The organism is Mucilaginibacter sp. BGA-UO-ETr-C110 (assembly GCF_059567985.1).
The window spans coordinates 335705-359678 of the sequence record NZ_JCAQPB010000002.1 but is presented as its reverse complement, the minus strand read 5'-3'; the positions used below and the strand labels follow the sequence as shown (position 1 = coordinate 359678).

Genomic DNA, 23974 nt, shown 5'->3' with positions numbered 1-23974 from the left:
TGATACAAGTGTAGCCCCCAATAATTAGGATGATCTAAGAAAGTTATTAGAATTTGATTAGAGTTTTACGCCGATGCATCCACAGGCAAAAAAACCTTGATCTCGGTGCCTTTACCAACATCTGAGCGGATACCTATGCTGCCCCTGTGCAGGCGTATAATATTGAGTGTTAAAGGTAGACCTACCCCATGCCCCTCGTAGCTATGCGTATTGGAGGCCCTGAAAAAAGGTTCAAAAATGTGCTGTAGTTCGGTTTCGGGTATGCCGATGCCCTGATCGGCAATGGAGATGATCACTTTATTGTTTTCGGCCAGCAGCCTTATTTTTACCAAACGGTTGTCTGAATATTTACAGGCATTGCTGATGATGTTGGTAATGGCCAGACGCAGTAAATTGCTGTTACCGCTTACGTAAAGCAGGCGTTCGTCGGTCGGCATATCTTCCAGATCGATTTGGATATTGCTCTCGGTATTGATCTTTTTAATGGATTCCGAAGCTGTCATCAGGAGCTCATCTATCCGGATGCTTTCCCATCGCTGTTTTTTACCATCAAAACCCGATTGAGCCAAGGTTAATAAGCTATTCAGTATCTGGCCCAACTTTTCAGCTTCCGAATAAATGGTGCCAAATACCTCGCGCTGCCCGGGGCTTGCATCGGTTTTGCTCAGGGCCAGCTCGGCTTCGGTACTAATAATGGTTAGGGGTGTACGCAGCTCGTGCGAGGCATTGCTTACAAAGTTATTCTGTGTTTCAAAAGCTGTTTCCAGGCGGTTAAGCATATCATTGAAAGTATAGGATAGTTCGGCTACCTCATCCTTGCCACTGAGCTCATCCAGCCTGAAATGCAGGTTATTGGCTGTTATATTTTTAACATTATTAATGATACGACGTATAGGTTGAAAGGTATAAAAGGAGAATATTTTACCTACAAAATAAACCAGTATCATGGCTGCCAGGAAGCCATAGATCAATATTCTCTGCAGATCCTTTAACTCCTGGAAACCAGATGGATCTGACGCTGAAACGATAACAATATATTTACTGTTGTCCTTGGTAAATACCTTGCCTGCATAAAAGATATTATCCACCTTATAGCGTGCTGTACTATCTTTTAAGATGCTTTTAATAAAGCTGCCCTTCGCATTTATTCCGCCTCTTATATTAATCTTGTTAACCGTATCTGTATTAAAAAAATATTCTTTTTCCGATTCCAGCTTCTCCAGATAGCGGTTCCTTACTTCCTGATAAGCCCGACTTTTGGCCCCGGGGAACAGGTGCACCTGCGCAGATATATTGACACGGGCTTCCAGCCGTTTAAAAAAATCGTCGAAGCCAAACCGGTATACCAGGTAAAAGATGGTGATATTGAGCAATAACAATATTACACCAGACAGTAACAGGAACAGCAGGGTTATTTTACTTTGTATTTTCATCGGGCGCTTCCTCTTTCATGATATATCCCATACCAAAAACCGTGTGGATGAGTTTGGAACCACCACCCTTTTCCAGTTTTTTGCGCAGATAGTTTACGTATACATCAACCACGTTAGTCCCCATGTTAAAATCAATATCCCACACACTTTCCAGTATTTGGATCCGTGACAGTACTTTTTTCTGATTCTTAACAAAATATTCCAGCAACCTGTACTCTGTAGCCGTAAGTTTTAAGGGCTCCTGATTACGGTAAGCTATTTTTGATTCGACATTAAGTTCCAGGTCGTTAATGGTAAATGTATTATTTTTAGGCTGTTGCTCCCCGCTTTTACGGCGCAGCAGAGTACGCAGGCGGGCAGCCAGTTCGGCAATTTTAAAGGGTTTTACCAGGTAATCGTCAGCGCCGCTATCCAAACCGTTCACGATATTTTCGGTTGAATCAAGCGCGGTAAGCATAATAACAGGCATGGTTTGTTTGTGCTGCCTGATGAGTTTACATACTTGTATACCATCCATTACGGGTAGCATTACATCCAGTATCACCAGGTCAAAATCATGATCAAGCGCCATTTGCAGACCAGTTGCTCCGTTAGCCGCTACACTCACTTCGTAGCCAAATTCTGCAAGTCCGCGTTTTATTACCGATACCACGTTAGGTTCATCCTCAACCAACAATATCCCCATAGTATTACTTGTATAATTTTTAATTACGAGCGCTATAACCCATTAACCGCGCCCCGAAACATAGTTAACGGCAAGGCCGATCATTTCTTTTATATAAACGTTCCATTTGGTCATTGATTCGGCATTAGGTACCAGCTCGCCTATGCCAATATTTCCGGTTCCGGCAATATAATTACAAGGATATGGAATTACATCAACACCCATTTTTTTAAAGATCCGTACCGACCGGCGCATATGGAACGCGGAGGTGACCAATAAGTATGGCCCGCGCTGCCCGTGTTTTTGCAGCAAAGCTTTTGTTAAGGATGCATTTTCCAAAGTATTGCGCGATTGATCTTCTATCAGGATGCAGCTATCCGGCACCTGCGCGGCTTGCAATTGATATTTGACCCAGGCACCTTCCCTGAAAGCAGATGGATTTAAATTGCCGTTACCGCCCGAAATTAAAACATATTTTACCTTGCCGGTCTTTTGTAAAAGAACACCTTGTATAAACCTATCGGCCGCAGGACCGAACATGCCCTGGCCTTCCTTATTGTCCGAAGCGAAGCCTCCTAATACAATAGCCGCACTATATGTTTTGTTTTTTTCCAGTTGAGCAGGCGCTACATCCCAGGCCGCAGCCACCCTGTTGATCAGAAATGAGTTGGAAAAAAAATAAAGCACACCAATGCCCCAAAGCAGGTATCTGCGTTTACGTTTTACGTTTTTTGCAAAAAGCGCTATCAGCAGTAAAACAAATACATACAGCAGCGGAAAAAGCAAAAACGCTAATACTTTCGACAGGATAAAAAACATATACCGGTATACTTTAGCCGTAAAAGTAATTAAAATTTACAGTCAAGATAGTAGAATCGGGGGTCAAGAAAAAACAGGGGAGCATTTGTTTAAATTAGTACATAAAAAGTGGGTTTACATGGTTTACACTTTTTATGGTTTACACATATATAATTAATTCATAATCAAATAATTAAATAAAAAACTCATCATAAAGTGGGTTTACAGTGTAAACCATAAATAAAGCATTTTGTCCCCTCCGGGTCCCTTTCAGGAGACCCGGAGGTTGCCTAAGACCAGTCTATAACTCAGGGTCCTCTGCGAGAGACCCTGAGTGGGCAAAAGCGCCCCAAATAAATTCAGAGGTATTTTCCCTGATCGGATAATTAAACTATTTCTTAATTTCTGAATCTAACATCCTGACTCTTAACCCGTATATGTAACAAACTGGCATCATCATTGTCATACAAACAATAAAAATAAAATTATGGGCTTACTAAAACTTCTTGTCGTTGGTGCAGCAGTTGCTTACGGCATAAACTATGTGACCAAAAAGGGGCCAAATGGCAAGTCGATCATTGACGACCTGACCGAAAACGGGCCTGAATGGATGGATCGTGCAAAAAGATACGGCGAACTCACTTTAGATCAAATAGCTGTTCGCGCTCAAAACTTCAGAGATAACAACAGGTTCTAAAATAGCCGTTGCATTATTATGCAGAATATTCTTTTTTTTGGCGATAGCCTTACGGCAGGTTATGGCCTATATGGAAAGAAGGGAATAATGCACCTCCTCCGCGCGTCATTGCGAGGAGGAACGACGTGGACAACCGACCGGAGGGAGTCCACGCTACGCTCGCAAAGACGTTATTTTTTATACTCCCCTCTTTCCAGCGAAGCGCAGACGGGCTGAGGGGCAGCTTCGCTATACCCACCCAACCCCTCAGGACAGTTAGGGTTGCGTAAGCAAAAATATCAGCTTAACATTGCTTAAGCCCCTTGAATTATCTTGCTTACCTTTATAAACCGCTTTATTGCATTATATGAAACGACTCTTATGTGAGCCTACGCTTTACATCGCTTTATTATTTAATTTTTTCATCATCAACACAGGCTTTGCCGATACACCCGGTAAAGCAGTGGGCTTACAATCCGAACACCTCGTTAATCCTATTGGTATCGATTCCCGGCACCCTCGTTTAAGTTGGTTAATGGCCGATGAAAGACAAGGCGCGACCCAAACTGCTTATCAACTTATTGTTGGTACCGATTCTACAGGCGTAAGCAATGGTAAAAGCGATAGCTGGCAAACCAGCAAGGTGGTGTCCTCATCAAACCTGGTCAGTTACCAGGGTAAGCCATTACAGCCATTTACCAAATACTATTGGCGCGTGCAGCTATGGGGTCAGGCAGGTAAAAAACTCGTACCATCTGCCATAGCCAGTTTTGAAACCGGGATGATGGATATGCGTAACTGGAAAGGCTCCTGGATAAGTGACAATAAAGGTATCGCTGTAAATCCCGCCCCCTACTTTAGGCATACCTTTAAGGTAGCCCGGCAGATCCGCTCGGCAAGAGCTTATATCGCCGTAGCAGGTCTTTATGAATTGTATATTAACGGGCAAAAGATCGGCAATCATCGCCTCGACCCCATGTATACCCGGTTTGACAGGCGCACCCTGTATGTAGCCTACGATGTTACCGCGCAGCTGCAAAGCGGCAAAAACGCTATTGGAGTATTGCTGGGCAATGGATGGTATAACCATCAGAGTACGGCGGTGTGGTATTTTCACCAGGCGCCATGGCGCGGTCGCCCCACGTTTTGTATGGATCTGCGGATTACTTATACCGATGGTTCTGAGGAAACCGTAAGCTCCAACACACAATGGAAAACGTCACTAAGTCCTATCGTTTTTAACAGCATTTACACTGCCGAACACTACGATGCCCGCAAAGAACAAGCTGGTTGGAATACGCCCAATTTTATAGATACTGCCTGGAAACAGGTTATTAACCGTTCGGCGCCGTCGCAAAACATCGTGGCTCAAAGTCTACAACCTATCCGCAATGTAGAAGAGATACCTGCTAAAAGCATCACCAAAATTGATAATAACCTTTGGGTGTTTGATATTGGGCGAAATATATCCGGCGTGAGCAAGATCACCGTTAAAGGAGATTCGGGCACTGTAATCCGTTTAAAACATGCCGAGCGGCTGAATAAGAATGGTCATGTAGATCAATCCAACATCGACCTGCACTACCGCCCTACTGATGATAAAGACCCTTTTCAAACCGACATTTTTATTTTGAGCGGCAAAGGCGAAGAAACCTTTATGCCTAAATTTAACTATAAGGGTTTTCAGTACATAGAGGTAAGCAGCAGCAAACCCGTGGAATTAAAAAAGGAAAGCCTGAAAGCTTATTTTATGCATAGCGATGTGGCTCCTATCGGTACTGTAACATCATCAAACAAAACCATCAACCAAATCTGGAGCGCTACCAATAACTCCTACCTCAGCAACCTGTTTGGTTACCCTACCGATTGCCCGCAACGCGAAAAAAACGGTTGGACGGGCGATGCTCACATAGCCAGTGAAACAGGCTTATATAATTTTGACGCCATCACCATTTATGAAAAATGGCTGGCCGACCATCGCGACGAACAGCAACCCAATGGTGTGCTCCCATCCATTATCCCGACTGGCGGCTGGGGCTACGAATGGGGCAACGGACCCGACTGGACAAGCACCATCGCCATTATCCCCTGGAACATTTATTTGTTTTATGGCGATAGCAAACTACTGGCGGATAGTTATACCAGCATCGAAAAGTACGTAAATCATATTGATGAACTCTATCCAACGGGACTAACCACCTGGGGCCTGGGCGATTGGGTACCGGTAAAGTCCGTATCGCCGGTTGAGCTTACTTCCTCAGTTTATTATTATACCGATGCCAGCATCCTGGCTAAGGCCGCAAAAATATTGGGTAAACAAGCCGATTTTGTAAAATACTCGGCACTGGCCAATAAGATTAAAAATGCCATCAACGCCAAATACCTGAACACCGAAACCGGTATGTATGGCAAAGGCCTGCAAACCGAGTTGAGCGTACCTCTTTACTGGGATGTGGTACCGCAAAGTCTAAAAAGCAAAGTGGCGGCCAACCTGGCGCAGCGTGTGGCTGCCGATAATTACCACCTGGATGTGGGAATTTTAGGAGCCAAAGCCATTTTGAGTGCATTGAGTGATAATGGCTACCCGGATGTGGCTTATAAAATAGCATCGCAGGAAACTTTTCCTTCCTGGGGTTGGTGGATGGTGAATGGTGCCACTACGCTGTATGAAAACTGGAAGATCGATGCTAAATCTGATATCTCGCTAAATCATATCATGTTTGGGGAGATAGGCGCCTGGTTGTACAAAGGTATAGCGGGGATCCATACCGATCAGGATCATCCTGGTTTTAAACATATCCTGCTGCAGCCGCACTTTGTAACCGGACTTAATGAATTTACGGCCACTCATGATGGCCCTTACGGCAAAATAGTATCCTCGTGGCAACGTACAGATCATGGTATAACTTACAGGGTTACTGTACCGGCCAATTCAACAGCTACCATTACCTTACCCGCAGGTAAAACTTACCTGGGCGGCAAACTGCTCAATGGTTCAGGACCTTACCAGGCCGTTGCAGGAAGTTATGTTTTTGAGGTGAAATAATTGTCACTTCAATTGCCATAGATATTTCATATTTACATTCGCTTAACACCAAATGACCTTTTACTGACAAGCCGGTTCACTAACCGGCTTGTTTTGTATATACTTTTGTTACATTATATCGGCTCTATATCATGTACAAAAAAGTCACTTTACTACTACTGCTGCTTGCATTTTCGTTGATCAACATAGCCCATGCCGAGGAGCCCTGGGCCTTAAGTACTAACAAAGAAGGTGTTAAGGTTTACACCAGGCATGTGCCTGATTCCAAAATAAAAGCCATTAAGGTGGAATGTGAATTTAATGCCTCGGCCGCTCAATTGGTTGCCGTATTACTGGACATCAAAGGCAGTATAGACTGGGTTTATCATACCAAATCTGTTAACATGATCAAACAGGTATCACCTTCAGAACTATATTACTATTCCGAAGTATCTATACCCTGGCCTTTGCATAACCGCGATTTTATTGCCCATATAAAAGTTACCCAGGACCCTAAAACCAAAGTGGTTACGGTTGATGCCCCCTGTTTGGCAGATATGGTGCCACGTAAAGATGGTATAGTTCGTATTGAACATTCAGTAGGTAAATGGATAATTACCCCGATAGACAGCGATCATGTAAAAATTGAATACACCCTGCATTTGGATGCCGGCGGTAGCGTACCTGCCTGGTTGCTTAATATGTTTATTACGCAGGGTCCCACAGAAAGCTTCAAAAAGCTTAAGATACAATTGCAGAAACCTACCTATAAAAATATCAAGCTGCCTTATATTACCGATTGATCATACGGGTTATTGAAACGGCATAGCGGCATTCTATCTCCATTACGCTAATTACCATTAATCATTTGCAAAAAAAGCTGATAACAGTTGCCTGCTATAAGCGTAATTTCGTTGCTTAGCTGTAATTGTCTATGCTGTTACCGTGGTACTTTCAGATGCCTGATGACAGTTTTATAATTTATTACCGCTAATATTGCTTTAACCAATTAAAGTAAACACTATAAAATGAAGGTAGCTTTATTTGTGCCCTGCTATGTTGATCAATTTTATCCTAAAGCAGCTATTGCCACGCTGGAATTGCTCGAAAAATTAGGCGTTGAGGTACACTATCCTAAAAATCAGACCTGTTGCGGGCAGCCCATGGCCAATTCCGGATATGAACATCTCACTACCGGCTGCAATAATTTGTTTATTGATAACTTTTCGGGATATGATTATATCGTATGCCCATCGGGCAGTTGTACCCTGCACATCAAAGAGCATTTACATTCACCCGAGAAAGAAGAACAGGCTATTGATATCCGCAAAAGGGTGTATGAGCTTACCGAGTTTTTAGTTGATGTATTAAACGTTACGGAACTAAAAGCCCGTTTCCCTTATAAAGTAGGTTTACACCAAAGCTGTCACGGTTTGCGCGGTCTGCGGATATCGCAAATGAGCGAGCTGGTTGCTCCTGCTTTTAGCAAACCGGCACAACTGCTGGATATGGTACAGGGTCTGGAGCTGGTACCTTTAACCCGACAGGATGATTGCTGCGGTTTTGGCGGAACTTTTTGTGTTGCCGAAGAAGCGGTATCCTCCAAAATGGGGAAAGACCGTGTAGACGACCATATCGAACACGGCGCCCAATACATTACCTCGGCCGATCTTTCATGCCTCATGCATATGGAAGGCATTTTACGCCGGCAAAAAAGCGATGTTAAAGTAATTCATGTGGCCGAAATCTTAAATCACTACAGCCATGAGTAATGTTACAGCAAAAAGCCACTCCGAGTTAGCCAGCATCTTTAACCAGGATGAACCACGCGTTGACTGGCACGACGAAACCTTATGGTGGGTACGCCAAAAGCGCGATATACAGGCTCATAAACTACCCGAGTGGGAATTATTAAGGGAAACCGCATCACAGATCAAGAATAATGTATTATCAAATCTGAGTGAATACTTGGAGCAGTTTGAGGCTAACGCGATCAACAACGGCATCATAGTGCATTGGGCCGCTGATGCCAAAGAACATAATCAAATCGTACACCGCTTATTACAGGAACGTGGCATCAACCGCATGGTCAAAAGCAAATCCATGTTGACCGAAGAGTGCCATTTGAATGAATATCTCAAAGAACAAGGTATTGATGTAATCGACTCCGATCTGGGCGAACGCATTGTACAGCTGGCCGGTGAGCCACCAAGTCACATCGTACTCCCTTGTATCCATAAAAAGAAAGAAGAGATAGGCGATATTTTTCATGAGCATTTAGGCTCGGCTAAAGGTGAATCAGACCCTAAGATCCTGACCGAAACCGCCCGGCAACATTTGCGCGAAGTATTTCTGACACGCCGCGCGGCGCTTACCGGCGTTAACTTCGCTATTGCCGAAACCGGAGAATTTGTAATATGTACCAACGAGGGCAATGCCGATATGGGCGCCCACCTGGCCGAGATCCATATTGCCTCGATGGGTATAGAGAAGATCATTCCCGAAAGAAAACATTTGGGCGTTTTTTTAAGGTTGCTCACCCGCAGCGCCACTGGTCAGCCTATTACCACCTATTCCAGTCACTTCAAAAAACCACAACAGGGTACCGAAATTCATATTGTTATAGTAGATAATGGCCGGAGCATACAATTGGGTCGCGAGGATTTTCGCAATTCATTAAAATGTATCCGTTGCGGGGCCTGTATGAACACCTGCCCGGTATATCGTAAAAGTGGCGGGCATAGTTATCATACTGCCGTTGCAGGTCCTATAGGCTCTATACTGGCGCCGAATCTCGACATGAAAAAATATGCCGACCTGCCCTTTGCCTCCACCCTTTGCGGCTCCTGCAGTAACGTATGCCCGGTTAAAATTGACATCCATGACCAGCTTTATAAATGGCGACAGGTTATTGTAAAAGAAGGCTACAGCCCTAAAGCAAAAACCATGGCCATGAAAGCGATGGCCTTTACCCTATCCTCACCTGCGTTGTACAGGTCGGGCGGCAAGGTAGGTCGCCTGGTATTTAAATATGCTCCGTTTGCAGTTAACAATGGATTAAATCCCTGGTACAAACACCGTGAAATGCCCAAAGCCCCGGAAGAATCATTTGGCGAATGGTACAGCAAAAGAAAGGAAGAAAAGAAATGAGCAGGGAAAAAATATTAGCAGCGGTTAAAAAAAATCAGTTTACCCATGCCCCGCTGCCTGATCTGGAAATATTGAATACCTTAACCGTAACCGAAGGTTATTTAACACAGCAGTATACCAGTATAGCCAGCGCCGGTGGGAGTTTTGTTTATGAAGTGGCTGATCTTGAAGCTATAAAAACTATCTTGCAAAAGGAGTTTAAGCCCGGCGTAAAGATCATATCGGGCATTCCGGAATTGGGCAATTATACCTATGCGGGCGATGTGAGCGGCGAACCATCACACAGCTTTGCCGATGTAGAATTGACCATATTGCGCTCAGATCTCGGCGTTGCCGAAAACGGAGCCTTATGGCTTACAGAAAGCCAGATGAATATACGGGTGCTTCCATTCATTAGTCAACATTTGGCTGTTGTAATTGGCAAAGACACCCTTGTGCCAACCATGGCTCAGGCTTATGCCCAGATAGGCAACGCCGATTATGGTTATGGAGCCTTCATCTCGGGCCCATCAAAAACTGCGGATATTGAACAATCGTTGGTTATTGGTGCACATGGGCCCCGGAGTTTGTCGGTGTTCATCCTTACATAGCCCCTTCTTAATACATTATATACCGGCCTGTTATGAGTAAATAACAGGCCTTATTTTTGTTGTCACCACCTTAAAAATGGATGTCATTACAATGATGACACAAGGATGAGTTTTGCCTATTGTAAAAATATACCAATTGGTATATTTTTGTCTTGTTGAAATTAATCATCAACATTAAAACAAAATCAAAACCTCACAGAACACTGTACTCATAACCGGCGGAAGCGCTGGCATAGGATTTGAAATAGCCAAACAACTATCAGCCAAAAACAATCACGTTATTATTATTGGCCGTAACTCCGAGCGTTTGCAAAAAGCCGCAGCTCAATTACAAAATGTTACCGCTATTAGCGCTGATATATCAAACGCTGCAGATGTGGAATCGCTTGTTACCAAATTAATCAGCGACTTTCCTAAACTTAATATCGTGATCAATAATGCGGGTGCCGCGGCAGGATTAAGTGATCTGCTTAACAACACTGATACTTTTGAAAGAGCAAGTATTGAAATGCATACCAACTACCTGTCTATTATCAGGCTTAACGAAAAATTATTGCCATTGCTTAAAAAACAAACAGAGGCAGCTATCGTAAACGTATCATCAATAGTAGCTTTTTTACCAGGTAAGGTAACCGCTACTTATTCTGCCAGTAAAGCCGCGTTGCACTCTTATACCCAGGCCTTAAGGGTTGCATTAGAAGACACAAGCGTTAAGGTGTTTGAATTGATGCCGCCATTAGTTGATACGGAATTTTCTACAGAAATTAACGGTCATCTGGGCATCAAACCATCGCAGGTTGCTGATGAGTTTTTAGCCGGGCTGGAAACCGACAACTATGAGATCAGGGTAGCCGGCACCGAGCAATTTTACCAACTATATCTGTCATCACCTGCCGAAGCGTTAAAAGTATTACATGGTCGCGCCAGTTAATTTATAAAACTAAAACGCGAGTCATTTTTACGGGGAACGAGGCGGATCTTCTGCTTCGTTCCTCTTTTAAAACCCTAATAAAGCCCTTTACCTGATCATCATTCATCAAATTATAATATTAAAATACCAATTGGTACATTTGTGTAATGGAAACGGAATTATCAAAAGCTGCAAGAACACGCCAGTTCATTGTAGAAAAAACTGCGGGTATCTTTAATAAAAAAGGATATGCGGGTACTTCGTTATCGGACCTTACCGAAGCAACGGGGCTTACCAAGGGTAGTATATACGGTAATTTTAAAAACAAAGAAGAAGTTGCCGTAGCTGCATTTGAGTACAACACCGCAAAAGTACGCAAGCAAACCAGGCAGCTTATTGATCAGGCATCTACCTATCATGATAAGTTGATGGTATATGCCCAGGTTTACCATAGATTTAACGCCATCAGTTTTCCGGAAGGCGGCTGCCCCATCTTGAATACGGCTGTTGATGCCGATGATACCAACCCGGTTTTAAAGGAAAAAGCCGCCCAGGTGGTTATTAACTGGAAGAAAAGAATTGAAGACCTGATACAGGGAGGCATAGCAGCGGGAGAATTTAAATCAGGTATCGACATTGCCCAAACTGCCCTGTCCATTATCGCCCTGATCGAGGGGGGTATCATGATAGCCAAGGTAACCAACACCCCGGCCAGCCTGGATAAGGTATTAAAAACAGTAGATGCTATCATCACGCAGCTTAAAACAAGCGTGTAACCTAATTATTACAGCAATAATAATTGGGGGGCTAAAAACAAAAGTTGTTAACTCAACGTTATAAAGAGTACCAATTTAACAATATGCCTAAAAAAATCTTAATCCTTGATGATAGCGAGGATGTACTTGACGTGATGAAAGAAGCGCTCGAGATGGAGGGCTACGAAGTTCAGGGAATCAACTTTACCGATGATATATGTAAGGCGACTATCAGTTTCAATGCCGACATGGTTATCCTGGACTATATACTATTCGGGATAAACGGTGGCGAGCTTTGCCACATGCTCAAAACCACACCCGAGACCTGCCATATTCCCGTGATCATGGTATCGGCCTATCCCCGGGTACTCGAGTCCCTGGGTAATTATGGTTCCGATGCCTTTATAGCCAAACCTTTTAATCTTTCCGATATAACGGATACCATCAAAACTTGTTTCCTCAAAGCCGGCAATGACGTAGAACATGCCGATTGCGATTTCTAGCCGATCCCGTTCCTGCTACTTTAAGATCCCTGCCATATACATTTACTGATCGACTTTTACAGACGATTAATCAATTTGTATTGTGAAAAAGCTATGCTATTTGTTGATTTTTAAGAACTCTTCCGACTGTCGTTGCCCAGCCGGAATTTTGAGAAACTCCTGATAGCAAGAGTTTAAATAAGCCGCCAGATTAAATTCATGGCTGCTATATGTCTTAATATCGGGAATATAAAGTGTAATGAAATTTTTTAACTCTTGATCTTTTATAGGCAAATAGCCCTGAAGGTTTTCGGGACTGAAAACTTTTGAAATCTGTGCCTTTTTCTCCTCATCAAGAAGAAATTGCTGCTCCCTTATTTTTCTGTTTTCATCTTTGTTCCAATCATGTACCATAATTTTGATGCCACCTATGGGACGACCAGCAGCATCGGTTTGGTACAGCACTGTTTCACTGTTAAATGGGCCTTTTGATGGAGCCGCCTTTAGCGACCCTGTCTTTAGTTCAGATGAAGTTACTTGAACTTCTTTGAGTACCTTAGTCTTTAAACTAAGGTAGATCTTCAGATAACTTAAATTTGTAATATAAACAGTATCTGGCTGATAATAAGGCGACGAAAAAGACAGCAGGTCACCCATCTTGGCGCTAATGGCAAAGCTTCCGTCCGAAGCTGAAATTTGTTTTAGGTGAGCGTTTAAGTTTTCTATGCTTATTCCCGAAAGAGGTATTTTGGTATTGTTCTCAAATACTTGCCCGCCAAACTTCACTTGAGCATAGCTTGTTCCACAAAAGAATCCGATTAGTATTATAATTAGCAGGCTTTTCAATGTCAATTTATACACGCCTTTATACATTATTTGATTTGTGGTTATTGTATGATTTAAATATAAACGTCTTTTTTTATAATTCCTGCATTCTGTTTTACGACAAAGCGAGCCTTTTTTTGAGAGTAATAGCCCATGATTGGCAGAACAAGCTTTGTTCAGAAATATCATAATGCAGAGCCGACTCACCCGGTCTACGCTTCGCTGGACCACCCTCTCTTCGCCTGTGGCGGAAAGAGGGTTGAAAAAAAAGAAATGCAAATCCCCTCTCTCCGCTTCGCGCATAGAGGGGTGACGAGCGCAGCGATGTCGGGGTGAGTCGATAGCGCGCATTTGATTCTTTCCTCTGTCATATCATGGGCAATTGTCTTTGAGCTTCTCACCAAAGTAAAGTTGAGCTGCACAGCAAACCTGAGCCCCTGCTTTTACACCCATCTTTGTTTTGTAATTAACAGAGCAAAGAAAAATGAAAAAGATCATATTAATAACCGGCGCATCTGCCGGTATGGGTAAAGAAATGGCCAGGCACCTGGCACAGGATGGGCATATAGTTTATGGTGCGGCACGTCGTGTGGAGAAAATGGCCGACCTTAAACAATTAGGCGTAAGGATATTAGCTATGGATGTAACTGACGAGGCTTCCATGATTGCTGGTATTGAAACTATAGTAAAAGCCGAAGGCGGTATTGATGTACTAATCAATAATGCCGGATTTGGTTCGTACGGAGCTATTGAGGATGTACCCATTGCCGATGCGCGTTATCAAATGGAAGTAAATGTTTTTGGCGCGGCTCATTTAACACAGCTGGTATTACCACACATGCGCAGGCAGCATTCGGGCACAATCATAAACATATCATCTATTGGCGGCAAGTTCGCGGCGGCCCTTGGCGGCTGGTACCACGCCAGCAAGTTTGCTTTAGAGGCCCTGAGCGATAGCCTGCGCAATGAAGTAAAGCAATTTGGTATTGATGTGGTAGTGATTGAACCCGGTGGTGTAAAATCTGAATGGAGCAGTATAGCGATGGATAATCTGCGTAAAATTTCGGGAGATACAGCTTATCGTACTTTAGCCGAACAATTTGCTGCTATAGCAGTAAAAGCTAATGAAAAGAATGCTGAGCCGATAGTTATTGTTGATCTGGTGAGAAAAGCCATAGCGGCCAAACAACCTAAAACACGCTATCACGGTGGCTATATGGCTGGCCCCGCATTATTCATGCGAAAAATACTGTCTGACCGTACTTTTGATAAAATGCTGTTGAGCCAGCTGAAGTAATTGTATATTTAAATTGACGATGGAAGACAAAAGCCACATATTGTTCAACAACCTGCTCTACTCCTGCGTTGATAAAAAACAACGTGCTAACGAATCATTTGTACCCGAACATGCTTTCGGGTACATCATATCTGGCGAAATACATCAGAAAACCAGCGAAGGCACCCGGATATTTAGCGCTGGTACCATTGGGCTTTTACGCAGAAACCAGTTGGTGAAGTCGGAAAAAGTACCGGGACTTACGGGCGAATTTAAATCGATCAATATATTTTTAGACCAGCCATTTTTACGCAGATATAGCGCCGAACATAAACTTACGCCGGCCAAACCATACACCGGAAGCCATATTCATATACTGCAGCCGGATCCGTTCATTAAAGGTTATTTCGACTCTTTGATGCCCTATTTTGATCATCCGGAAAGAGCCACCGATAACATGGCTGAGCTGAAAACCAAAGAAGCGGTTGAACTGCTCCTGAATTTCAATCCGGATTTTTACGATTTCCTTTTTGATTTCACGGAACCATACAAGATAGATCTGGAAGCTTACATGAACCAAAATTATATGTTCAATGTACCTGCTGCCCAGTTTGCCAAACTCACAGGTCGCAGCCTGGCCAGCTTTAAGCGCGACTTTGAAAAAGTATTTCGCATGGCACCAGGACAATGGTTGCAACAAAAGCGATTGAATGAGGCCTATTACCTCATCAGGGAAAAGGGCCAAAAACCATCAGAAGTATATCTTGATGTGGGTTTTGAGAATCTGTCGCACTTTTCATACACTTTCAAAAAGGCATTTGGAATAGTACCATCAAGAGTGTAAGCCAGGCTTAAAAATTATCTTGCAAATTTTGCTTTTTACTGATTTTGTTTTGATAGTTTTATCATGCTTACCCTAATTAGCTATTTACTAAATGACCTTAACCGAATTTGAACTCACTGGTGGCGCCACGTATGGCCTGATGAATGCCACCTGGCCGTTTGCTACCCTCCGGGTTAACAAAAATGAACTCGAACTTAATATTTCTTTATTGGGGAACCTACATTTCAGGCCAGAAGATGTGGTATCGATAACCGCTTCCGGGATGAGTTTATTTTCAAGCGGTATCCGTATTATACACAAAGTAAAGGGATACTATTCAACCGTTATTTTCAAGTCATTCACCAATGCAGATTCGATTCTGCGACAGATACAGCAAACAGGCTTTTTAGACAATAAAGAACGCTTACCTGTTTATGAGGATACCATCATTACCGCGATACAGGAAAAAGGTGGTTTTGCCATGAAAATTCCGGCAGCCATCGCCATTGTGGTGATCTGGAATTTGTTGTTTCTACCCAATTTCGTACATACATTTCAGAATAATAAAGTTCCATTCATAGGTATGAACCTGGGATTATGTTTTATGCTGTTATTATCCCTCACGCTTTTGATATCCGAACCAGTCCGGAATGTGATACTGAAAGAAGGCCGTACCTTAAAACATATTAAGACATTTGTATTGTTTATGATATTTCTTTCGGTATTAATGCTGAGCATGTCATTCCTGCTTCCCTAATTATTTGTTTTTCTGTTTGTTTTAGATAGATTTATAAAAACAAACCTAAAAACCTTTATATGAACTGGAACCTGATCCTAAAGCTCTCGATGTTTGGCCTGGCCATGGGCCTGGCGACAGCGTTTTTTATTCCGAGTAATATTGAGGGGGCTATCTGGCCGGTTATTTTTATTATCTGCGCTTATCTTATCGCCAAAAACTGTACACAAATGTATTTTACCAATGGCTTTTGTCTTAGCCTCGTAAACTGTGTATGGATCATCGCCGCACATGCTATTTTTTATAAAAACTATGAAGTTGGTCACGCGCAGGAAGCCGCCATGTATAACGGCAATCCATACCACATTCCACCCCAGGTGGCCCTGGCTGTTATAGGTGTTGTAATTGGTATAGCCTCGGGACTGGTGCAGGGCCTGTTTGCGTTTATCGCGTCAAAATTGGTTAAGAAAAAGTAATGGCCTTAACTCAGCTGGATAATTTTTACCTGCAAAAGGACGAACCCATCAGGGGTTGTTTACTGGCACTTAAAGATATCATCCTAAAACAAGACGAGAACATATCTGCCGAATGGAAATATGGGATGCCATTTTTCTGCTACAAGGGCAAAATGTTCTGCTACCTATGGGTACACAAAAAATATCATCAACCCTACATCGGTATTGTTGAAGGGCAAAGATTTGATCACCCTAAGCTCATCATCGAAAAACGCTCACGTATGAAGATCATGCTTTTTGAAGCGGATAAAGATCTGCCGGTAGAAACGATAAATGATATTTTAAGGCAGGCCCTCGATCTGTACAGAACGGGGCTCATCAAGTTAAACAGTTGAAATATTTAATAGGTAATCCATCACCGTTCCTGATTTAAGATCTGCTGGCTGATAATTCCACATCAGTTTATAACATGGCGAGATCATATTATCGATATCAGCTTTTATACCATCTGTTAATAGATTAAATAAGCCGGAAAATTGCAAGCTATGCGGTATATCAGCGCTTATTTTGGGAGTATCGTTCCATAGTTGTTTTACCTCATTATCGGCCAGGTAGTTTTTTTCAAACAAATAATGGAACCAGAAATAAGGGTGTATTTTTAAACCTTTAGTAACCAAAGGCCGAAACCAAACCTGATTACCGAACCCCGGCAAATATTTATTCAAAAACTTCCACTTTGAATGTTCGATCAAAGTCATCCCTTTACTGTTGCGCCAATAATCCAAAACTAACTGCCGAAAGGTATTTGTTATATGATTATTAACGGCCGATGCTATAAACCAACTCGAGATCATGCGGTCGGGGCCTGGTTTTTCGAATGCAAAAAACCCACATTTCATATAGTCTGTTAACCAGGAATCTAATGGTTTTGTACAAAAGCAGGTGGCATCAACCCATACACCCCCATATTGGGCAAGCAGGTTGATCCTTAAGATATCTGAAAATGCCTGTTTGGTTATGTGCTCATATTTTCCTGAAAAGTAATCCTTAACCGAAGTTTCGTCCAAAAAAATAATTTGCCAGCCGGGGTTGTGTTTCAGCCATGACTCATAGCACTTGGTTACTACCAAAGGGGCACTATCCATACCCTGCAGCCATAAAAACCAAATTATTTTAGGAGGATAATTATACATCACGGCAAAATATATGATAACAATGCTATTATGCCCAAATATAAATTATTCGTTATGGCTTGTAGGTAACGATCAGTTTTGTTACACAAACGGAATGATAAAGCAAGAATTTAAGCAGATGTATTTTTGTATATTCCATACCCGGAAAAACAATTGAATGTATATCTTTGCAGCAAATGCTCCCGTAGTTCAACGGATAGAATTATGGTTTCCGGTACCATCGATATGAGTTCGAATCTCGTCGGGAGCACTTTAAGGCCTCTTAAATAAATTTAAGAGGCCTTTTTTATTTCCCCCCAGCTAAATAATAAACATAAAATACATAAATTAAAGATTTTCAATATAATGCATATTTATTTTAATGCAATTTCATAATATTATTATTATCTTAATGCCTTATTAAATAAATCAAACAACATCTTATTAACCACCATTTAACTTATTATTTTATGAAAAATTTAGAATTAAATTTGCAACAATTGGGTAATGTTACTGTGTTGACAAGAAATCAATTAAAAAACACATTAGGGGGGACTGGTAAGACTAACTATTGTAATTTTCAGGATATAAAGTGCGCTGCAGGAACAAAGTGCGTATCTACTAATAATCCGAGCAGTCCAGACCAAGGCATATGTCGCTAATTAGCTTTCACATCTAAATTGCACCTATTTACAATTTAAATGTGAAAAGAACCGTTCTAAAAAGCCCTAACTAATCAAGTTTGGGCTTTTCTATTTTCGTAAGGTTCACTCTTCACAATGTGAAATATGGTTCATATTTAAAATCGCATCTACCTCCTGGAGAAAATGCTGATGTTCCATTTCTTCTACCTCGAGCTGCGTTAGGCCGCTGTACTTTGCTTTGTTTTGGTGCCTGCTTCTAACGATGATCACAATAGGTATACATACCTGTATGATCATAAAGGCTACCGTGATCTGGAACATATAAGTAACTAATGTATCCATAATAGTAAGACAAATAAGGTATAAATTGGTGTTGTTAATTTAACGATTTTTGCCGGGTTTTAGATGCGTATTCGCTATTTTTTCTACTTTCTTAACCAATTAAAGCGTTTTTAACATTTTGTACAATAAAACGCCTTTACAGCCTCAAAGCTTATATTTTTAGCCCCATTTATTGCTAATCTATTTACTTGTTTATTAGCCAAACAGTATCGTTTTGATCATTTTTAACGTAAGGGCTATTATAATTTTTTAATAATGCTTGCCTAACCAAAAGCCTTCCTTATATTTGTAACCAAAAGGTTTCATATTGATGGTTAAACATCTATTCCTTTTTGTTCCATATAACCAATACACCTATGTTAGAGACAGTTCAACCCAAACCCCAAAGTAAAGTATCTTCTTTTTTCTCTGTTTTAAAGCAATCACTTAAAGGCGCCGAAGTTGACCTCACCTCCATCAGCATTAAAAGAGCCATTATCCTATTAGCCATTCCCATGATGCTGGAAATGGCCATGGAATCCGTATTCGCATTAGTCGATCTGTATTTTGTGGGGCATTTGAAAAACAGCAGCCTTGCCATTCAAACGGTTGGTTTAACAGAATCGGTATTAACTGTTATATATTCCCTGGCTATTGGTTTGAGTATGGCAGCTACAGCCGTGGTAGCCCGTCGTATCGGCGAAAAAAATCCCGAGGCGGCTTCAAAGGCCGGGATGCAAACCATTATCATTGCGGTAATTATTAACCTTACCATCAGCATTATAGGGTTAACACACGCCCGGGATATCCTGCTGATCATGGGTGCCTCTGCCGAAACTGCCGATCATGGAACCAACTTTGTTCGGATTATGATGGGTGGTAGTATCATTATTGTGATGCTGTTTTTGATCAACGGTATTTTCAGAGGGGCAGGCAATGCCGCCGTAGCTATGCGGAGTTTATTGATAGCCAATATAGCAAACTGCTTCCTATGCCCTCTTTTTATCAGAGGGCTGGGCCCTATCCCGGCTTTTGGCTTAACCGGTGCTGCTATCGCCACTACTATTGGCAGAGGGCTGGGGGTTAGTTACCAGGTTTACAATTTATTCAACGGAAAAAACATCCTGAAGATACGCTTAAGTTATTTTGTGCCCGACTGGCAGCAGATCAAGGCGATCATTAAAATTGCAGCACCGGGTATTTTACAGTTTGTAGTAGCCAGTTGCAGCTGGATATTCCTGGCCGAACTGGTAGCTACTACCGGCGGTGAAGCCGGCTCTGCGGGTTATTAAACCTCCCTGCGCTTAATGATGTTCTTCCTGTTACCCGCCTGGGGATTAAGTAACGCTGCAGCAACACTGGTAGGACAAAACCTGGGTGCAGGCCATATAGACAGGGCCGAAAAGTCGGTATTTCAAACCATTAAATACACCATGGTGTTCCTGGGCATTGTAAGCATCTTGTTTTTAACCTGCGGACATTTATTCGCGTCATTTTTTACCGAGGACAAGGCCGTTATAAAAGTAGCCACCCGCTCTTTACAAATTTTAAGCGGAGGCTTTATTATTTATGGTGTGGGTATGGTTTTAACCAGCGCTTTCAATGGTGCCGGCGATACCTGGACGCCTACCAAGATCAACGTTTTTACCTTCTGGGTGTTCCAGATCCCTTTTGCTTATTTACTGGCCAAGTATTTTGAAATGGGGCCAACAGGCGTTTTTATATCTATCCCCGTTGCCGAGGTCGGGCTTACTTTAGGGGCTTACATTTTGTTTAAGCGTGGCAAATGGAAAAAAACTATGGTTTAAGATAGGAAGTCGATAGTCCATAGTCGATGGTCCATAGACCTGAAGTCAGTAAAGTCTGTAAGATAGAAACATAAAGATCAAAAGAAAAGTCCGAAAGCATGGAGGGTTACACTCTCTAAACTTGCGGAGTTTTTTACTTGCGGACTTCATGGTCTATGGACCATCGACTATGGACTTCCCGACTTATTACGGCACTTTTACTGCCTGGCGGGCCAGCAATTGCCATTGCCCTTTATTTTTAACCCATACCAGCAGTATACCCAGCTTTGTAATACCCGGGCCTTTACCTTTATCGTTGGTAGCTGCCGTAAGTATATGCCTTACAATAGCCGTGTTACCTACCACATTAACGTTTTGATCAGTCAGATTAATAGATACAAAATCAGAGGCGCCGGTAGCGAGATCACTTATAAATTCTTTTTTAGTTTGCAGCTTACCGCTTGAGTGACCATAACTCACTTCGCTTGATACTAGTTTTTTAAGTGTAAGGGTATCCGCGTCGACCATTGCTTTACGCAGTTGTTCGGTGGCTTGTGTTACCTCAGTGATCTGTTTTGAGCTTTGAGCAAAAGGTTTTTCCACATGAAGCACAAAGGTTACTGCGAAACATAGCAGGGCTTTTAATAAAAAAGATCTTTTCATAGGGATTTTCAAATTAGGTTTTTAACAAATATAATGTTAAACGTTAAATCTGAAGTGCATAATATCTCCGTCTTGTACAATATAGGTTTTCCCTTCGATGGCCAGCTTGCCGTTTTCTTTTATCACTGCCTCTGAACCATTAAATTTAACAAATTCATCATACTTGATCACCTCAGCACGGATAAATCCCTTCTCAAAATCGGTATGGATCACGCCTGCAGCCTGCGGCGCTGTAAAGCCTTGTGTAATTGTCCAGGCACGTACTTCCTGCACGCCGGCGGTAAAGTAAGTAGCCAAGTTAAGCAATTTATAGGCCGCTTTGATCAGTTTGTTTACGCCCGATTCTGTCAATCCCAGATCATCCAGAAACATCTGGCGTTCTTCGTAAGTTTCCAGCTGCGCTATCTCCGATTCTATCTGTGCAGATATCACCAACACCTCTGCATTCTCTTCCTTAACAGCCTCTTTTACCCTATCTACATAAGCATTACCTGTATTTACCGAGCCTTCATCAACATTACAAACATACATTACCGGCTTTGCGGTGAGCAACCACAGGTCCTCAACATATTCTTTATCCTCTTCGGCAACCGGTGCGGTACGGGCCGATTTACCTGTTAGCAGGTGCTCCTTGTAAACGGTTAAAACATCAAAGGTCTTTTTCGCCTCTTTGTCGCCACCGGTTTTAGCCATTTTTTCAACTTTCTGGATCTTTTTTTCTATCGATTCCAGATCCTTCAGTTGTAATTCGGTATCAATGATCTCTTTGTCGCGTATAGGGTCAACAGAACCGTCAACATGTATCACATTGTCATTATCAAAGCAGCGCAGTACATGTATAATGGCATTGGTGGCGCGTATGTTACCCAAAAACTGGTTACCCAGGCCCTCGCCTTTGCTGGCGCCTTTTACCAAACCTGCTATATCAACAATTTCAATAACGTTGGGTACAATGCTTTTGGGCTGTACTATTTCGGTAAGTTTGGTTAAGCGCTCATCCGGCACCGTAATTACGCCTACGTTTGGTTCAATAGTACAGAACGGAAAGTTAGCCGCCTGCGCTTTGGCATTTGATAAGCAATTAAAAAGTGTCGATTTACCTACGTTTGGTAAACCCACTATTCCACATTGTAAACCCATTTTTTAGATATTAATTCTTTTGTCGATGGTCGATAGACCATGGTCAATGGACTATCGACCATCGACTATTATCTACCGATAAAATTCGCGCAAAGATAACACAAAAATTTGCCTATAATTTGAAAAAATAAACGACTTTTGCCAACGTCAAAACAAGGCGAAACAGATTAATAATAAGATGTAAAACAACAGGGGGAACTTTATGAACGAAATGGTTGAACAAATAGAATTGTTGCTGGAGCAGGAAAACAATAAACAATTAAAGGAATATTTGAACAACCTAAACATATCAGACGTTGAAGAACTGATAGGTGAACTACCCGAACATGGCCCCCGATTTATTGAAACCCTTTCACTCAACCGCGCTGTTAACGTTTTCCGGATCCTGGATTCGCCAACCCAGGAGCGTATCATCAAAAAACTATCCGGTCAAAAAGTGGCCGACCTGATCAACGCGCTGCCTCCCGATGACCGTACCGCCCTTTTTAGCGAATTGCATGGTGATGCCGTTAAAACACTGATCCTGCACCTGTCGCCCGATGACCGCAAAGAGGCTTTATCATTATTAGGTTACGAAGAAGAAAGCGTTGGGCGTTTGATGACCCCCGACTATATTGCTGTTAAAAAAAACTGGGACGTTACCCGCGTATTATCCCACATCCGCCGCTACGGTAAAAACTCCGAAACCATCGATGTGATCTATGTAATTGATGAAAACGGCGTACTGCTTGACGACATCAGGATACGGGAGATCTTATTGGTTAAACCCGAAACCAAAGTAAGCGACCTGATGGACGGGCGCCTGATATCCCTCAGCGCCAGCGATCCGCAGGAAGAAGCTATCAATATATTCAGGATGAATAACCGCGTGGCCCTGCCCGTGGTTGACAATGAGCATATATTACTGGGTATTGTTACTGTCGACGATATCTTGTGGATAGCCAACGAAGAGTATACCGAGGATATCCAGAAAATTGGTGGTACCGAAGCTTTGGACGAACCTTACCTGGATATTAACCTTTTCAGGCTGGTTAAAAAGCGGGTTGGCTGGCTTATTATTTTGTTCCTGGGCGAAATGTTGACCGCCACCGCCATGGGATTTTTTGAAAAATCAATTGAAAAAGCCGTTGTACTGGCCTTGTTTATCCCGCTCATCATATCCAGTGGTGGTAACAGCGGTTCGCAAGCATCAACTCTGATCATCCAGGCTATGGCCCTGGGCGAAGTTACGGTTACCGATTGGTGGCGGGTAATGCGCCGTGAGCTATTATCGGGCTTAATGTTGGGCCTAACGCTTGGATTAATAGGGTTTATGCGTATTTACATCTGGACCATGTTTTCGCCCATTTACGGACCGCATTGGATATTGGTAGGCTTAACCGTAGGCTGCGCTCTGGTTGGTGTTGTATTGTGGGGATCATTGGCAGGCTCCATGCTACCACTCATCCTGAAAAAATTAGGCGCCGACCCTGCAACATCATCTGCCCCGTTTGTAGCTACCCTGGTGGACGTTACCGGACTCATCATTTACTTTAGCATCGCCGTGATGATCATGAAGGGTGTGATGTTGTAATGGCTGATTAATTATTACAGATTTTAACCGCAGTCGCTCGCTATTCTTCTGTTCCCTCCCCACGGGAGGGGTGCCG

25 protein-coding genes and 1 tRNA gene are annotated in these 23974 nt (G+C 42.6%); 18 read left to right on the top strand and 8 right to left on the bottom strand.

Translation table 11 applies throughout. The annotated features are described in order from the left end of the window. Positions 1-65: 65 nt before the first annotated feature. The 3 genes from AC57BQ_RS02970 to AC57BQ_RS02960 are packed head-to-tail and all read right to left on the bottom strand — an operon-like array spanning position 66 to position 2916. Entirely contained in the window at positions 66-1433 is a 1368-nt protein-coding gene (locus AC57BQ_RS02970) for a HAMP domain-containing sensor histidine kinase (RefSeq protein ID WP_496404853.1), read from the bottom strand. Continuing rightward, the gene (locus AC57BQ_RS02965; RefSeq protein ID WP_496404852.1) at positions 1417-2118 is read right to left on the bottom strand and encodes a response regulator transcription factor; all 702 of its coding nucleotides are present in this window, start codon (positions 2116-2118) and stop codon (positions 1417-1419) included. The genes AC57BQ_RS02970 and AC57BQ_RS02965 overlap by 17 nt, the downstream gene beginning before the upstream one ends. A gap of 42 nt (positions 2119-2160) precedes the next feature. Beyond that, the gene (locus tag AC57BQ_RS02960) at positions 2161-2916 is read right to left on the bottom strand and encodes a YdcF family protein (RefSeq protein ID WP_496404851.1); all 756 of its coding nucleotides are present in this window, start codon (positions 2914-2916) and stop codon (positions 2161-2163) included. 466 nt (positions 2917-3382) lie between these two features. Between AC57BQ_RS02960 and AC57BQ_RS02955 the strand changes: the two genes are divergently transcribed. The 9 genes from AC57BQ_RS02955 (at position 3383) to AC57BQ_RS02915 (ending at position 12504) form a co-directional block, all read left to right on the top strand. Then, positions 3383-3592, top strand: a complete 210-nt coding sequence (locus AC57BQ_RS02955) for a hypothetical protein (RefSeq protein WP_090464568.1) — start codon at positions 3383-3385, stop codon at positions 3590-3592. 346 nt (positions 3593-3938) lie between these two features. Next, positions 3939-6617 (top strand): alpha-L-rhamnosidase, encoded by a 2679-nt coding sequence (locus AC57BQ_RS02950; RefSeq protein ID WP_496404850.1) that lies wholly within the window; start codon positions 3939-3941, stop codon positions 6615-6617. Between the two features lie 131 nt (positions 6618-6748). Then, on the top strand, positions 6749-7399 hold the full coding sequence (locus tag AC57BQ_RS02945) for an START domain-containing protein (protein ID WP_496404849.1): 651 nt from the start codon (positions 6749-6751) through the stop codon (positions 7397-7399). A 225-nt stretch (positions 7400-7624) separates the two neighbouring features. Then, positions 7625-8368 carry a (Fe-S)-binding protein gene (locus AC57BQ_RS02940; protein WP_496404848.1) on the top strand — a complete coding sequence of 248 codons (744 nt, stop codon included), beginning with the start codon at positions 7625-7627 and terminating at the stop codon, positions 8366-8368. Beyond that, positions 8361-9746, top strand: coding sequence for a lactate utilization protein B (locus tag AC57BQ_RS02935; RefSeq protein ID WP_496404847.1), 1386 nt, complete (start codon positions 8361-8363; stop codon positions 9744-9746). Before AC57BQ_RS02940 ends, AC57BQ_RS02935 begins: the two co-directional genes overlap by 8 nt. Further along, positions 9743-10336 (top strand): LutC/YkgG family protein, encoded by a 594-nt coding sequence (locus tag AC57BQ_RS02930; protein WP_496404846.1) that lies wholly within the window; start codon positions 9743-9745, stop codon positions 10334-10336. The genes AC57BQ_RS02935 and AC57BQ_RS02930 overlap by 4 nt, the downstream gene beginning before the upstream one ends. A 184-nt stretch (positions 10337-10520) precedes the next feature. Continuing rightward, positions 10521-11267 carry an SDR family oxidoreductase gene (locus tag AC57BQ_RS02925; RefSeq protein WP_496409453.1) on the top strand — a complete coding sequence of 249 codons (747 nt, stop codon included), beginning with the start codon at positions 10521-10523 and terminating at the stop codon, positions 11265-11267. 146 nt (positions 11268-11413) lie between these two features. Continuing rightward, positions 11414-12022: a TetR/AcrR family transcriptional regulator gene (locus tag AC57BQ_RS02920; protein WP_496404845.1), complete on the top strand. Its 609-nt coding sequence runs from the start codon at positions 11414-11416 to the stop codon at positions 12020-12022. An 83-nt stretch (positions 12023-12105) separates the two neighbouring features. Next, positions 12106-12504 (top strand): response regulator, encoded by a 399-nt coding sequence (locus tag AC57BQ_RS02915; RefSeq protein ID WP_496404844.1) that lies wholly within the window; start codon positions 12106-12108, stop codon positions 12502-12504. Between the two features lie 96 nt (positions 12505-12600). On the opposite strand, the gene AC57BQ_RS02910 is transcribed toward AC57BQ_RS02915, so the two are convergent. Further along, positions 12601-13611: a hypothetical protein gene (locus AC57BQ_RS02910; RefSeq protein WP_496404843.1), complete on the bottom strand. Its 1011-nt coding sequence runs from the start codon at positions 13609-13611 to the stop codon at positions 12601-12603. Positions 13612-13792: 181 nt separating this feature from the next. Here AC57BQ_RS02910 and AC57BQ_RS02905 point away from each other — a divergent pair, with 181 nt between their 5' ends. The 5 genes from AC57BQ_RS02905 to AC57BQ_RS02885 all read left to right on the top strand — a co-directional run bounded on the left by AC57BQ_RS02905 (position 13793) and on the right by AC57BQ_RS02885 (position 16993). Then, a complete protein-coding gene (locus AC57BQ_RS02905) occupies positions 13793-14605 on the top strand; it encodes an oxidoreductase (protein WP_496404842.1) in 813 nt (270 codons plus the stop codon). A gap of 19 nt (positions 14606-14624) precedes the next feature. Beyond that, complete coding sequence (locus AC57BQ_RS02900; RefSeq protein WP_496404841.1) at positions 14625-15428, top strand: helix-turn-helix domain-containing protein; 804 nt, start codon at positions 14625-14627, stop codon at positions 15426-15428. Between the two features lie 91 nt (positions 15429-15519). Beyond that, positions 15520-16164 (top strand): hypothetical protein, encoded by a 645-nt coding sequence (locus tag AC57BQ_RS02895; protein WP_496404840.1) that lies wholly within the window; start codon positions 15520-15522, stop codon positions 16162-16164. A 59-nt stretch (positions 16165-16223) separates the two neighbouring features. Next, positions 16224-16619 (top strand): hypothetical protein, encoded by a 396-nt coding sequence (locus tag AC57BQ_RS02890; protein WP_496404839.1) that lies wholly within the window; start codon positions 16224-16226, stop codon positions 16617-16619. Then, positions 16619-16993 (top strand): DUF1801 domain-containing protein, encoded by a 375-nt coding sequence (locus AC57BQ_RS02885; RefSeq protein ID WP_496404838.1) that lies wholly within the window; start codon positions 16619-16621, stop codon positions 16991-16993. Before AC57BQ_RS02890 ends, AC57BQ_RS02885 begins: the two co-directional genes overlap by 1 nt. Here the strand turns inward: AC57BQ_RS02885 and AC57BQ_RS02880 are convergent. Next, entirely contained in the window at positions 16982-17791 is an 810-nt protein-coding gene (locus AC57BQ_RS02880; protein ID WP_496404837.1) for a capsular polysaccharide synthesis protein, read from the bottom strand. The two genes, AC57BQ_RS02885 and AC57BQ_RS02880, sit on opposite strands and share 12 nt — an antisense overlap. 178 nt (positions 17792-17969) lie before the next feature. On the opposite strand from AC57BQ_RS02880, the gene AC57BQ_RS02875 reads away from it, so the two are divergent. Next, a tRNA-Arg gene (locus AC57BQ_RS02875) sits at positions 17970-18041 on the top strand. Between the two features lie 496 nt (positions 18042-18537). Here the strand turns inward: AC57BQ_RS02875 and AC57BQ_RS02870 are convergent. Then, positions 18538-18756, bottom strand: a complete 219-nt coding sequence (locus AC57BQ_RS02870) for a hypothetical protein (protein ID WP_496404836.1) — start codon at positions 18754-18756, stop codon at positions 18538-18540. A 356-nt stretch (positions 18757-19112) separates the two neighbouring features. Here AC57BQ_RS02870 and AC57BQ_RS02865 point away from each other — a divergent pair, with 356 nt between their 5' ends. Then, a complete protein-coding gene (locus tag AC57BQ_RS02865; RefSeq protein ID WP_496404835.1) occupies positions 19113-20027 on the top strand; it encodes an MATE family efflux transporter in 915 nt (304 codons plus the stop codon). Positions 20028-20042: 15 nt separating this feature from the next. Beyond that, complete coding sequence (locus AC57BQ_RS02860; protein ID WP_496404834.1) at positions 20043-20543, top strand: MATE family efflux transporter; 501 nt, start codon at positions 20043-20045, stop codon at positions 20541-20543. Positions 20544-20729: 186 nt separating this feature from the next. Here AC57BQ_RS02860 and AC57BQ_RS02855 read toward each other — a convergent pair whose 3' ends face one another. Continuing rightward, positions 20730-21185: a nuclear transport factor 2 family protein gene (locus tag AC57BQ_RS02855; RefSeq protein WP_496404833.1), complete on the bottom strand. Its 456-nt coding sequence runs from the start codon at positions 21183-21185 to the stop codon at positions 20730-20732. 36 nt (positions 21186-21221) lie between these two features. After that, a complete protein-coding gene (gene ychF / locus AC57BQ_RS02850) occupies positions 21222-22325 on the bottom strand; it encodes a redox-regulated ATPase YchF (protein ID WP_090464516.1) in 1104 nt (367 codons plus the stop codon). A 202-nt stretch (positions 22326-22527) separates the two neighbouring features. Between ychF and mgtE the strand changes: the two genes are divergently transcribed. Further along, entirely contained in the window at positions 22528-23898 is a 1371-nt protein-coding gene (gene mgtE / locus AC57BQ_RS02845; protein ID WP_090464514.1) for a magnesium transporter, read from the top strand. The last annotated feature ends 76 nt before the right edge of the window (positions 23899-23974 follow it).